Raw genomic sequence first — 14,038 nt, 5'->3', positions numbered from 1 at the left:
TTATGACACCGCTTACACGCAGGCGCTGAATGACTCCGGCCTGGGGACCGGCGGCAAATATCAAAAAGCGTTACAGGCGGCTACGGCAGCGATTCAGGGGCTGGCGGGGAACAATCTTGGTCAGGCGTTGGCCGGCGGTGCTTCGCCGTATCTGGCTGGCGTGATTAAAGAACTGACGACTGACCCACAAACCCATCAGGTGGATATCGCCACCAATACGCTGGCCCATGCGATTTTGGGCGCCGTGGCGGCGGAAGTCAGTGGCAACAATGCCTTGTCGGGAGCAGCCGGCGCTGCTTCTGGTGAACTGGCGGCTCAGGTATTGATTAAGCAACTTTACGGCGATAAGGCTAACGTCAGTGAGTTAACGGAGGAACAGAAACAGACTATCAGCACCCTCTCTACCCTGGCGGCTGGGCTGGCCGGCGGCATTGCCGGTGATTCCAGCGCCAGCGCCCTCACTGGTGCGCAGGCCGGGAAGAATGCGGCGGATAATAATGCCCTAAGTTTACCCAAAGGCATGGCAGATTACGGTCGGTCAGCATCCAGTCTGGCTGCTGCGATGTTAAATGAAGGTAAATCTCCCCAAGAGATTTCGGCTGCATTGTCAAAACATGCCAAAGGTGATCACCCGGAAGGGCAAGATCCGGCAAGAGGATTGTTAGTCGCTTGGGGTGCAGGTGCTTCTGCTGTGGGAGGGACTATAGTTGCGCCTGTTGCTGGGACCGCAGCCGTAGTGGGTGGAGCTTTACTTGGTGCAATATCTGACACCGGAAAACAGCTTATCACTATGAAACCAAACGAGAATTACAGCTATACTGACACGCTTATAGCTGCCGGAGTGGGAGCATTAACCCAAGGTAAAGGTTTGATATATACAGAAGGGGTAAATATTGGTGGAGCTTGGCTAGGTAGCAAGCTTAAAGGTGAAGATGCAACTGGAGCTGTTATAGGTGCGGCTGTTGGTACTGTAGCAGGTGCTAAAGGTGGAAAAATAATTACAGATAAACTGGCTCCTGTCGTTATCAGTCCTGTAGCGTCAGAAATAGGTGGGGCTATCGGAGGTACTGTTGTAGGTACAGTAATAGGCACTGGTATTGAAAACCAGATAAAAGAAAATGGAGCTAAAAATGGAAAATAAACGAATAGGATTAAAAGCTTTTATCCTACTTACAGCTTACTGGACATCGTTTATTTTTCTTTTGGCCTTTATTGCAGGGTTAGCTGTACCTGCATTTTATTATTTTGAAAATGGTTATTTTAATTATCATTGGAATGATTTTATTTACACTGCGAGAGTAGGAGTTGGTGCAGGATTGCCTGTTGGAATTGGAATTTGGGTATTGGCGAAGATAGAAGAAATTCGCAAAAGAAAATCCTCTTCAGATCCTTAGCTACTTAATTCCGGCCAATATAATCGCAAGTCTGGGTACAGCTTGTTGTCGATAATAATCACTTAAGCGTTGACCAGAATCGCTCAAGGAGCGAGGAACTGGTCAATTGTCAGGGAGATAGCAGTTGTCGTGCGACGGTCAGAGATAAATATCGGCAGGAATATGATCAGGTTCAGGCGCGGATAGCAACGTGTTCAGGCGCTGACCAGTGTGTTGCGGTTGCCAAAGAGCTGCGAGCATTACAGGGTGATTACAGTGCCCGGATGAGTGAAATTCAGGAAAAAGCCAGAATGCAGGGACTGGATTCCCTCACACCGGCAGAAGTGCGGGAATGGGCTGATTTACGGGGTGCGATGTCGAATATTGATGCCTCCCGCAATTTAGTGCTCCATCGTGCCCAAGTCACCGGTGGCTCAGAAGAAACGACCCAGGAAATCGTGAAGATTATGGGGCAGACGGGGATTGCGGCGTCTGCGGGGGTTGCCGGAGGGATCAGTAAAGCTGGCGCAAAAGGGGTAAGGGAAGTGCTATACCGGCTCCTGATCCTGTGACAACTAATAATGGATTAGTGTATAAATCAAACCCTAAACATACTCCAGGACAAATAGGTTATCACCATAATGCCGGGACTGAACCTAAAAATTCGATCGAATTGTTTGGCAATTCAGTTGCAAGTGGTAAAAAAAGATACGCATTGGATAGTAATGGTAATGTACATCAATTTACCAATACTAATGATGGTACGTGGCATTGGTCCGGTAGCACAGGTGATAAAAGTGCGGCATTAAGCAAGAGCGACGTTCCATCAGACGTTAAAAAGAAACTTGGTTTACCTGGAAAATGGAGATAATTATGATTTTTGGTGATCCAAATCATTTTGCCATACTTATAGAGTATTTATCTGATTGGAGTACAGAAAATGGATATAGAAATGGCTTATTTCATTTTTGTATAGATGGAAAACTGTATCCAAATAGTGCGAAAGTAGCAACATTAGGAGGAGATATCCTTTGTTTATCTGATAGTAATGCTTTGGTATTACCTGTTGAAAATAATAATATTTTCAATATGGAAAAAAAAGAAGCTTACTTCTCTATGTTAAAAACAATGTTGCCTGAACGGGCTGAACCAGAGAAAGAAGTATCAGACGATTTTGTTACTTCTTACAAATATCAAGCATCTACATATAATTTAGAAAATGACTGTTGTTATGTTTTTGCTGTATCTAATGGCAGTATGATAAGAATCTTAGGTGCAAAACTGAGTGTTTTAAATGGTAATGATGATGTTGGATATCATTGGGAGGAAATACTAAAACCACATGTTACTGATATTATTTTAGAAAAGGAAACAGTGAAAAACATTGTCACTTCTACAATAAATTATTATTACTGCCTAAAGTAAAATCCCCCCATGTGGACCGTACCCCAAATGTTGGATAACCATCTAACTCTAAAGGTGAGGTTCATCACATCAAGGCAAAGTGGCTTATCGAGCTGAAAAGTCGCGTCGGGGTGTTATTGGCCGGGAGTCAAACCGTACAGGGAAAAACAGGTTGTAACTGACTGAGTACCATAGAAAAAATAGGTGCTTGGCGGTCAACTTCGCACTGGAATGGGTTGTTGCTGACAATAATTTCTTAGGTAAACTGGTAACGGAAGGGTGTGCAATAGCTGCCCCATGCCGTGCCAAAGTGGCAGAGAAAGTCCTGGAGATAGGTGTTAAGGCGGGTATAACTGGAGTAGTAGCGAAGGAAATTGCTGATAAGATTTCTTCAGAAGACTTAGACCATCTGATTATGCTTCAGATGATGGGAAATGATGAAATTACACAGAGTTACCTAAATACACTTCAGAATAAATACACTCAAGTTGCTCATCCAACTGATCTACCAGAACATACCGGCGGTGATCAATCCGGTGATATCAGGAAATACCCTAATCATACCGGTGGAAACAACAGTTAGAGCCGGGTAGTATACCGAACCATACAGGCAATGAGGAGAATCGGTCTGGTATTACGCCAAATCATACCGGCAATACGGAAGGTAAGCCGGATACTGGCGGAAATACTACAATTACGCCGATCCCGGAAAAGCCGAATAAAGACGACTTAGCTTATCTGGCTCTGAAAGGAAAAGAAGCCCAAGAGGCAGCAGGGAAATTAGGCTTTGATCGGAGAATAGCTCCTCCTAAAGCACCATTTAATTCACATGGGCAACCTGTGTTTTTTGATGGTAAAACCTATATTACTCCCGATGTTGATAGCCATAATATTACTAATGGCTGGAAGATGTTTGACCGTAGAGGCAAGCGAATGGGGACTTACGATAGTGATCTGAACAGAGTTAAGGACTGATTGATGTTTGGTATATTTCCCGGTGATGCACCCATCAGAGAAAACAATGAGCTAGTTCTGCCTGCAACAATTATTATTGATACATTTACAGAAGCAGTTCACATACCTTTATCTTATTGGAGCTTTGAGGATTACAAGCAGAGTTGGCGAACTTCTCTTGAAGAGGGTATACACAGTAAAAAGCCTGTAGCGCTAGCTGTATCAATGTATGAGCCTGATTACACAAATTTTATATTTGCTTGGATCATATATTTCGCAGGTGAGGAAGTTTTCTTACAAAATAGCATCCTCTTTTTAGATGAGTGTCCAGGTTTTACTCCTGAGAAGATAAATAACTTCATAGAGTCGCGTACTACGCACAATGAAGATGGGATGAAAATATCTGAATGGAATACTGATCTAAATAGTATTATAGATTTTTATAACAGTCTTAAAATTAATACAGAATCCCAATCTTGAATTAGGATTTCTACTTTATTCTCCACTAAATTATAGTGGAGAATAATGCACTAGCAAGTGTACTGGCGGCGGCCGAGGAGAATGAAAAAAGGTACAGTTGGGAAATAGCAGTATAATGTGAGATTTAAAGAATGATCGAGTAAAGTTTTTCTTTATTAAAAACATCATATGGATATTAGTTATATTTTTATGAATCTAACTATTTCTTTATTATCAGATGGTTGCCTTGATTTTTTATAGATGGAATATTTCTTTTTTCACTTGAAGATGTAAATAAGGCTATTAAAAATAGGGGGGTTTATCAGACTAATATGTTATTGTTTTATATACTATCACCTGTATGATTTACGTAAATTAATAATCAATCTTTGGATTGAGATTACTATTTGGAGAAATTTTATGAAGTGTATTAAATGTGAAAACCCAGCATTGCATGAATCAGATTTTTGTGCAGCATGTGAAGAGAAAGAACTGAGTGGAATTGGCGGATTTCTCTATTTTCCGGCAATAAATATTATCTTTGCAATATTAAGTTCTTTATTTAGTTCATATAAAACGATGACAACCTTGATCTCTGGTTATGATTTTCTAGGTGAATTACGTATCCTTATAGGATTTGAGTTTATTTGTTTTACCATTATTTTTGGAGTTGCACTTTATACATCTATTCTTTTCTTTAGAAAAAAGAAAAGAACACCTTTATATTATCTTTTTAATTTTTACTTCATTATTTGTAATAACTGATTTAGCATTGGCTCATTATGTATATGAAATAAAACTGGATTATAATTATCTCTTCTTGCTTTTTAGAGCTGTGTTTTATACATGTATATGGGTACCTTACTTTATTATATCTATCCGAGTTAAAAGAACATTTATAAAATAATGATTTAAATTAAACTATTTTGCAAATAATATTCAATAAGAGTAGGTTAATTTTTTGCAACTCATATTTATTCAAAAAATATGGCAATCAAAACTATCCCGGCTTTGTGAATTATTTACAAAAGTCAGGCAATTTAAATCACTCGTTCATCAAGGTCTGAGTACTGTATTTTGCTGAACTCAGACTATTTAATTTCTACTTGATTCGTAAGCATGCGGCGGAAAAGGGTAAGCTAGCGATAATACCCTTGCAAGATTAAGATGGCTCACCTATCCAGTGAGCCATTTTTATTGTTATTACTTAGCGTTATAGCAAGTTAATCAGGCAAATTTACCCTTGCCAATTGCGGTATCTGCCCACGCCGTCGTAATAGCCTCTTTCGCCTTGCTGTCCAGCCCTTCGATAAAACCGTTATCACCGACTGTCGGGGCAAAACTACTCATTGCCTGAATCAAGGTGTCAACCGCATTGTCGGAAAGTGCCGTAAATTCACGCACTCCTGATGCATTCTTACGCTCCATTTGAGTCACTAATTTGGCACGATTACCATTAAAGTAATCACTAAAAGTGACGGAACCCACCGATTCAAATACACCCTGAGCGGTTTTATCCTGAGTACAGCGATTCACTGATAATACTAAATCGTATCCGCTGCGCTGGAACCACAGGTCTTGCCAGTCAATACCGTTAAAGACAATCATGTCTTCCGCATCGATATCATTAACCTGACAATCAATTACTTTACTACTGACCACAAAGCTGTCTACTCCTGCGCCACCCTGGAAGTGGTTTTGATATCCCCCCAAAACCAGTAGATCTTGACCGTCACCACCATCAAACTGACTAAACTTCGAAATAGTAGCGGCTATCAGGTGGTCATCTCCTTCTCCACCATTAATTACCGCATGATAGCCCATCAGTTTAATGACATCGTCACCCATGTTGCCATCAATTCGGTTGTCATTACCAAACACCCTGCCAAAGTCATTGCCTTCACCTAGCTCAACCCGGTTGTTATTACCGATGGTCACGGCATAATCTTGATCTTCCCCAGTATCTACCTGATTGTAGTTACCAGAGGTGACAACGTAGTCATGCCCGTTACCGGCATCAATAAGGCCACCTTCGCCAAAAACAAATGTCTGATCATTACCCTCACCCATGAACACATGGTTAATGCGTCCAGCTACTACTGCGGTATCATCGCCACTACCACCAAACATCCAGTTTTCACGTCCCATCAGAACGCCCAAGTCATCACCTTCACCACCGGTAAAGATGTTGGAAGTGCCGATGGAGTAATAAACATCATCTCCGCGGCCACCCCAGAAGTTGTTGTTATCGCCCAGATAAGCACCAAGATCTTTACCGTCACCGCCCCAGTTGAAGTTATAGTTCCCTAACGAGATATGGATATCGCTATCCCCTTGCAGATGACCGCTGTTACGCAGGAAATCAAAGGTTTTCTGCTCCATATTGAGCAGATCTGCCGTGAGATTCTCTTTCAGATTGGTCACTAATGACTTCATCTCTTCTTGTTTATCTTTGCTGAATATCGTCGCAAACAGGTTAGGCAAATTCAGCGAATTAAAGCCCAAGGCACGCTCTGATTTGTCATTAGCCTGACTATCCCCACTGTTGATGGCACCCGGTATACTCTTTTCCCGATTTTTATCAGGCGCTTTCTCTTTCAACCCATGACTGACAAGAAATGATTCAATACCATCGGCACTCATATTGGCGTTCTGTTTCAAACCATCAATCAATTTATCCGGATCAGTCAAGGTACTTAGTTGATCACCACCAAACTGCTTAATAACTTCCAACATCTCTTGCAAAATCGCCTTGCCATCAACCGGCTTACCAGTACGGGCAACAATCTGTCCCTCCGGCGTGTAATCCACACCAAAAATATCCGCTAAAGTAGTATCGGCATTCACACTAGCTAACCGGCCAAGCAGTTTGTTTTTAAGCTGACGCGGTAAGTCCTGTAGATTGTAAGTAAATGTTGTTTTCGCCAGGCCCGTTGTTGAATATTGCTGCGTCATCAGACCAAACAGAGAACCCAGGTTGGTATCCAAAATCGATTGAATATGGTCACCGAACATAAAGTTCCAGCTACCGGTTGTGACCTGAATGTCCGCTCCCTGACCACCTACCGCAAAATTGAAAACCAGTTTCTCATTGGCTTGACGGAATTTATCCGCACGGCTCATTTTACTGGTATCAATATTGTTGCCGTGACCACTTAGCCATTGGTGGTACTTCTTGTTCAATGCTGCTTCTGTGTCACTTTTTAAACCACGGCTACTGCGCTCGCACTGCGAATCCAGATCAACCAAGGTCTTGTAATCCACACTGCTGGTTTGGTCTAAACCAGACATGTCCTGCACGAATTTTTTCGCGCCAGATAGCGTCCACTGCTGATTTTGCGCCGCCAACCAATTCCACTCCTCGTCGGAATGAGCAATAGATTTCAGTACACTAGTAATACGAGCAGCGCCATCAAATGGATTAACCAGCGGTGGCGTAGGGATGGATTTATCCATCATGACAATCAAGTCATTACTGCGACCTTGGTTGAAGCTGACGTTACGGTTACCAATAAACATCTGCGCCCCTTCAAACGCTTGATAACCACCCAGATCCACGCTGTGTTTACTGTCACCATCCCCAATGTGAACCATCACATTGTTGTCGCCAAAGGCCAGTGACTTAAAACCACCCGTACCCACTTTGATACCTACGTTCGATGTTCCCCAATTGATCGCAGTAAATTCACCGTCGCCCACGTTTACCTGTATATTCCCGGCATAATTCAGCGGCTTATCAGCTTGAGGATTTGAGCCAAGCTCTACCCTGTTTTTGCGCTTTCCTGGCGCGGTGAAAACATCATGGTTATCCGCAATTGCCCCTTTAGTTACTGAATCAGCATCGGTGTATCCCACCCCGGCAAGGTTGATATCGCTTTCAGCCACACCACGACGCAATTTTTCTGTTGTAGTCGTTAGTTCACCCTGTTCATTCCAACGTAACACCAGTTTGTTATCGTCCAACTTGTTAACCCACTGATTATTTTTATCGCGGGTAAATTTACGGCCTGTTGCATCAACGGCCACTTCACTACGACGCGCTGAAACATCACTATGGATACCCTGTTTATCTAAAGCAGTAATAAAACGATAGGCAAAACCATTCCGCTTGTCATCACTAATCAGTGAACAACCCACAATGCTGATACGATCAGGTTTACCCGCCAGGTTAAAGTTCTGGCTGAACTGTTTTAGTTTTGTTGCCAATTCATCAGCACTGTAACCACTCAAACGAGTGTTATTTTGTGCCGATGCGCTACGGCCATGACCAACAATCTGCCAACGTAATTTGCCTGATAATCTGGCAGGATCACCATAAATGACATGATATTTGCCATCAGCATCAAGTTTAACCACTACGCTGGATTCTGGGTGTTTACCCGCCAGATTGATCGCTGCTTTTGCTACAATCGGGTCATTTTCCATCTGAATAATGATCTGACTACCAAAACGTATCCCGCGATTGTCACTCTTTTGCAGCGAGTTCTTCACCACGTCCCGATTTTTATTTTGAAAATCGGAGAACGTCGATACAATCCTATCAGCATATTGGCTCATTAAAGCGCCGCTCTCGACATGACCATAAAAGGTTTGTTCACCCGATACGCGATAACCAGCAGCGGTCAATCTTGTACGCAGCTTTTCCCCTTCATGCCCTAAATCTTGATTGTCAGTTAACAACATGATCGGCGTATTGATCGGCAAGCCTTTGAGGTTTTTTTCTACTGAAAATCGTCCATTCATCGCTTTTGCCAATGCCCCAATCATGCCGCCAGGGTTTGGTATGTCATACGCGGTTATGGTTTTGGTCATACTCGATATTGGCCTGTCGAGTAACAGACCTGACACAGCTTGGTTATTTTGCGCTGCATATCGGGCAAGATCAGCCGCCACCGGCCCACCGACGGAATAACCATGAATGATAATATTACCCGGCTTAATACCTCGTTCTTGTACCAAATAGCGAAACATTGTCCGGGCATCCTGATAGAACCCTTGCTCACCTGGACTACCATCACTACCACCATAGCCCCGCATGTTGACAGCAAGTATATCAATGCCCTGCTTTTGATAGTGGCTTTGGATGTCATGAGCTTGCTCTTCCGCAGATAAACCTGAACCATGAAGGAAAAGCACGACTTTTTTCTCTGCTGCCGTCGAGATATCATCTGGTTTTATGTCACCTTGATGATAATATCCAGTTAAACGTCCCCCTTCGCCTTTTAGGGTGATTTTGCTTGAACTGCCATTAGCAACAGCATCATTAAGAATGGTCTGCGTCTCATCACTGATATGGCGGCGCTCTTCTTTAAAACCATACAGTTCGTTGTTAAAGAATCGGGTCACTGGGTTTAAAGAGTCTTTATCCTGTGGCGAAGTACCATCATCCTCAATTAATACCGACTCTGACGCTCCATTTTTGCCCGATAACGCCTGCAATACTTCCACCGGAGAGTTCTCTCTCTCTGGGGTATATTCTCGATAAAGATGTTGGGTTTTCTCAAATGCATTATTTATTGCCTGATTTACCCATAATTTTCCTTTACCTCCGGCGATATCCATCAGATCTGTATAACTGGCGGTGTAGTTTTGCAGTACCTGCCGACGTTCATCATCAGCCGTCTGCAATGCTTTGTAGACCACCAAACTTTCATTAACCGAATGACCGCCATCAAACACCAAAAACGCCAACGTATTAAGGTATGCCTGCTCTTGCGAGAAAGTAGGATCTTGACTGGCAATATAGTTATTGAGATGAACCATGATATTGGTCGAGCCAGATGCCCCCGTTACCACGGAATGCCCCTGCGCCAGGGCGTTACGCTCAAGCGTTGTTTCCTGTCCAGGCGTCAGCACTCTGCCCGCCGCCACCTTTCTGCCAGACAGGAAATCTTCATATTGATCACCGGATGGCTGGTAAGGCAATGCAATACCATAATCATTGGTTTGCTGTTCAGTTAATTTCACTTTATAGGTAACATCCGCCATATTAGTTAACTTACTACTGGTGGAACGCGCCTTATAGATCTCATCCCGATAGAAAATATCCGCTTCCGCCTTCCATTGAGATAAATGTAACCCCATACCATCAGTGTTCGACATTTTTACTGCCAGAAACGGAATTTTGATCATTTCAAAGCCGTTATCCACCTTGGTCATCATGATCTTAAAGTTATCAAAGGTCGGTTTTTGCAGGAATGCGGTCAGTTCAGGCACCCGACTGAACCAAGGACGAATATCCTTTTTAATTTTTTCGGCAAAAGCTTGCATCCTAATAGCAATTTGTCCGTCGAGTACAGGTGAGCCCGGAGTAATTTGCATATACGACTCAAACTCCTGCACCAGAAACTGACCTATCCGCCTAGAGGTCGCTATCGCATCAGGTGACGCGTTTTTCACCAACGTATGCGCCAACTCAGAATCAAAACGACGGCCAAATAAGTTGTCAATATATTGGGTAGTTGACTTTTCTCTGTGAGCATCAGCCTGTAATGACAGTACCAAAGCATGTAACTCAGGATATGCCTGTAACTGGCTGGCAGCAGCATCAAATAACTTGATAGTTTCCTTCGATGTGACTTGTCCGGTGAGCCAGAGTCCTCTAGCTCGTCCAATCCAAAGCCTCGCTTCCGGGATATTCGCGGCTTCTAATCGGCTCATAAAAGCAATCAGACTTTCACTTTCGGTCTTAGGCGCTTCCCGTTCAGCGGTTGAATTCGTTCGAGTCAACGGGGTAATCTGCCACTCAATAAGACGATTAATTTCGTTTTGTGTTATACCGCCTTTTAAACCGACAACACGTCCGGTTCCATCAAAGATGACTCGCTGCTTAAGATGTTCAGCATGTCGAGGCGCCACGGCAATCCCAAGGACGCCAGCGGATTCAGCTCGCTGGACCTGCAAGTGCTCTATCATTCGGCCCATTTTAAAACGTACTAAGTTCACCTGATTGGTGCGTAGAGCAAATTCCTTTGGGCTACGCTGTTGCCAATCAGCTATCGCCTGTTCAAGTTGCGATACATGCTCTTCATCAAAATGACTCATCGTTTTATAGAAAGTGTCACGTACCGCGGTCAGCGCCTTACTAAGCTGCCTTTTCCGCCCCAATGTTCGTGCATTAGGATTGATAAATAGTTTATTTCCTTCTTTCAATAAATTAAATTTTGCACTTTCAAATAGAGCAGAATTTTTCTGCTCTACCTTGACATCATTCCCCAACGATTCCAGATTAATGCCTGAAATCCGCGGCACCTTTCTGGCTCGCTCACCTGAACTGTTCGACGTTGGCATCACCCTATCGTCAGATTGTACTTTGACAAACGATTGTACTTTGACAAACGATTGTACTTTGACAAACGATTGTACTTTGGCAAACTTTGAAGTAGTTAAAACGCCGGTATTTTCCGCGCGGATACTGGCATTTATCTGTAGACGCTCAACCGCTTGTTTAGCATCATCCAACGCTTGTAGCTCTTCTTTAGTCAATCCCTTGTAGAATCTTTTTTCAGCTTCCGGTATTAATTCGGGATCAATATAGCTACCTGTCTCCCCTGCTCCTGTCGATTCGTAGGCATTACCAGACAAACCACTACCACCGGCACCGGTACGATCAGGTTTGGAATCGCCCTGTTTTGCCCCTCTAACATCTTCTTGTGCCTGGGCAATTTTATTTTCAGCCGCAGCAATATCACGTTTACCCCGATATTCCGCCCCTTGACAGGCGATATTTGCATCATTTTCTGCTTCTTTGGCCCGTTGTTGCTGTAATAATGCTTCTTCTTTTCTTAACTCTGCTTTCTTCTGAGCCTCTGCAATATCTTGTTTTGCACTGGCATGATGCTGCTCACTTTGTGCTACACCGGCCTCGGATTTCTTAACCGCTTCTTTTACTTGTTGTTGGTTATCCGTAATAGATCGTTGAGCATTAGCTAATTTTTTCTGGGTAATAAATTTGGTGTAATTCAGCTCGTCCTGGGCACGGTTCAAAAATTGGGAAGCAAACTGATTACGCCATTGATCACCTGATTGGCCGCTGTAATTGGCATAGTCACCAAGCACATCCAAACCTTGCGTCATGGAAACCAGTTTGTCAGTCTCTGCCTGCGCTTCTGTTTCTATCGCATTACGCTGTGTCAGCCCATTTCGGCTAACTGCTGCCTGATCCGTTAATTCCAACTGGGATTGCGATTTCGCAATTTCTGCCAGTTGTTTCTCTTTTTCCTGTTCCAACAGTTGGCGATCTTTTTCGGCTTTTTCTTTATCGCTTAACGCATTTTGTGCCGCTTTATCCTGTTTCACATGTTCGGTAATAATATTGGCTTGTCGTGAGCTCTTAGATTTTGCAAAAACGTTATCCAGAATATAGCCTACACCATCATTCAAGCCTGTTCCTTTAAACTCAATTCGATTACTGCCCGCTTTTGCTGTCAGCTCTAGTGTTTTATTTTGCCATTTCGCGGCATCGCCAAAAGTCGAGAAAACAAGTTTGCCGTTCCAGAAAACATCCATACCATTGTCGGCTGAATAAGCGTCGGGACGATTGGCAAAATCAAAGCTCAGAGAAATGACTTCTCCCTCAGAACGGTTTTGCAGGTCCTGATAAATAGTGGTGTTTTTATCAACATCAAGTTCACTGACTCGTTCGCCATAACGGGTATTATTAGGCCCATTAGTACTCACTGGGCTATAGGCCGCAATATCATTGGTTGATTGCCAACCCAATTTACCTTGCTCAAGGTCACTATTGACAATCAATGACGTCTCAGATTTCACAGCGATATTGTCTAAGATATAGCTAAATCCATCATCCTGGCCTGTACCTTTAAATTCAATCCGGTTAGTACCTGCTTTTGCCATTAAATCGAGTTTTTGAGTTCGCCATATAGCTCCCGGTCCAGAAGCTGAGAATACAGACTTACCATTCCACAACACCACTATTCCACAGTCACTCAGATCACGGTCCATCATCTCTAAATGACTCATAAAATCAAAAGTCAGTGAAACCACTTCTCCTTCAGACAAATTTTGTAATTCCCGCCAAATTACAGTGTTTTTATCAACATCAAATTTACTGACTCGTTCACCATCACCGGTATTATCAAGACCATAAGCACTCGCAGGGTTATATGCCTCTATATCATTAGTTGACTGCCAACCCAATTTACCTTGTTCAAAGTCACCATTGACAATCAGATTTTCATCCTGATCTGACTCCGATAGCGTTTTTTGACTCAAAACACTTTCTATTGAACTGACGTCAGACGTCTCCACGGCTGTTATAGCACCATTGAAACTATGGTTTAAATCTGAACTTACTGGCGCAATTTCATCCATCTGAAAGCCATCAATGGAGGAAACTTCCGCTAAATTTATCGCGCCTCTGCCTTCATGGGTGCCCGACGTGTTAGCTTCCTCCCCATGAACCAGATAGTTGATTGCCTGACTGCCTCCCACACCTAATGTTGTCTGTTTGATATGCTCAAAGAGGGAAGAAAGTTTGTTGCTTTCCGTAGCAGAGAAGCTGTAAAAATCACCATTACCAATTTTAATCGCCACGTTGTTGCGCGCATAAGAGGCATGGATACCCAAGCCATCACCCACATGGATATTGGCATTGCCGTTACCTTTCATGACCGCAATATTGAGGCCATTGCCCACTTTGGTATTAATATTGTGCTTACCCCACGCCAGGTTAACCGAAACGCCATTACCTACATGAGTGTTAATGTTAGCGTCACCATGAGCAGCGGTGACATTTAAACCATTGCCCACTGTCGTCGTGACGTTAGCTTTCCCTTTTGCTGCCGTAATCTGCATACCGTCACCCACTTTGGTGACGACATTGCCTT

At 43.3% G+C, this 14,038-nt stretch carries 8 protein-coding genes and 2 pseudogenes; 9 read left to right on the top strand and 1 reads right to left on the bottom strand.

Going from position 1 to position 14,038, the window contains the following annotated elements; translation table 11 throughout:
- The 9 genes and pseudogenes from AACQ83_RS22105 to AACQ83_RS22070 form a co-directional block, all read left to right on the top strand.
- The coding region (locus AACQ83_RS22105; protein ID WP_275658150.1) for a VENN motif pre-toxin domain-containing protein at positions 1-1,141 on the top strand (1,141 nt) is incomplete at its 5' end.
- Positions 1,131-1,394: a hypothetical protein gene (locus tag AACQ83_RS22100; protein ID WP_011145468.1), complete on the top strand. Its 264-nt coding sequence runs from the start codon at positions 1,131-1,133 to the stop codon at positions 1,392-1,394. The genes AACQ83_RS22105 and AACQ83_RS22100, both read left to right, overlap by 11 nt.
- A 263-nt stretch (positions 1,395-1,657) precedes the next feature.
- Positions 1,658-1,945: a hypothetical protein gene (locus AACQ83_RS22095; protein ID WP_240000893.1), complete on the top strand. Its 288-nt coding sequence runs from the start codon at positions 1,658-1,660 to the stop codon at positions 1,943-1,945.
- The gene (locus AACQ83_RS22090; RefSeq protein ID WP_112879647.1) at positions 1,942-2,244 is read left to right on the top strand and encodes a hypothetical protein; all 303 of its coding nucleotides are present in this window, start codon (positions 1,942-1,944) and stop codon (positions 2,242-2,244) included. Before AACQ83_RS22095 ends, AACQ83_RS22090 begins: the two co-directional genes overlap by 4 nt.
- A 2-nt stretch (positions 2,245-2,246) precedes the next feature.
- The gene (locus AACQ83_RS22085; RefSeq protein WP_157975445.1) at positions 2,247-2,798 is read left to right on the top strand and encodes an immunity 42 family protein; all 552 of its coding nucleotides are present in this window, start codon (positions 2,247-2,249) and stop codon (positions 2,796-2,798) included.
- A 217-nt stretch (positions 2,799-3,015) separates the two neighbouring features.
- Positions 3,016-3,258 (top strand): annotated as a pseudogene (locus tag AACQ83_RS24790) (VENN motif pre-toxin domain-containing protein); the annotation flags it as partial.
- 113 nt (positions 3,259-3,371) lie between these two features.
- The gene (locus tag AACQ83_RS24785; RefSeq protein ID WP_445260536.1) at positions 3,372-3,752 is read left to right on the top strand and encodes a toxin C-terminal domain-containing protein; all 381 of its coding nucleotides are present in this window, start codon (positions 3,372-3,374) and stop codon (positions 3,750-3,752) included.
- A 3-nt stretch (positions 3,753-3,755) separates the two neighbouring features.
- The gene (locus AACQ83_RS22075) at positions 3,756-4,211 is read left to right on the top strand and encodes a hypothetical protein (protein WP_112879645.1); all 456 of its coding nucleotides are present in this window, start codon (positions 3,756-3,758) and stop codon (positions 4,209-4,211) included.
- Positions 4,212-4,610: 399 nt separating this feature from the next.
- Positions 4,611-5,097, top strand: a pseudogene (locus tag AACQ83_RS22070) (DUF2569 domain-containing protein).
- A gap of 320 nt (positions 5,098-5,417) precedes the next feature.
- Here AACQ83_RS22070 and AACQ83_RS22065 read toward each other — a convergent pair.
- On the bottom strand, positions 5,418-14,038 hold an 8,621-nt coding region (locus AACQ83_RS22065), incomplete at its 5' end, for an alpha/beta fold hydrolase (protein ID WP_192881067.1).

The sequence above is a fragment of the Photorhabdus sp. S10-54 genome, from assembly GCF_963878145.1.
Classification (GTDB): Bacteria; Pseudomonadota; Gammaproteobacteria; order Enterobacterales; family Enterobacteriaceae; genus Photorhabdus; species Photorhabdus kayaii.
This window is presented reverse-complemented; position numbering and strand designations above follow the sequence as displayed.

Coding starts and splice junctions, on each gene's coding strand:
- AACQ83_RS22075 (WP_112879645.1), top strand. CDS start 3,756: ATGTTTGGTATATTTCCCGGTGATGCACCCATCAGAGAAAACAATGAG.
- AACQ83_RS22085 (WP_157975445.1), top strand. CDS start 2,247: ATGATTTTTGGTGATCCAAATCATTTTGCCATACTTATAGAGTATTTA.
- AACQ83_RS22095 (WP_240000893.1), top strand. CDS start 1,658: ATGAGTGAAATTCAGGAAAAAGCCAGAATGCAGGGACTGGATTCCCTC.
- AACQ83_RS22100 (WP_011145468.1), top strand. CDS start 1,131: ATGGAAAATAAACGAATAGGATTAAAAGCTTTTATCCTACTTACAGCT.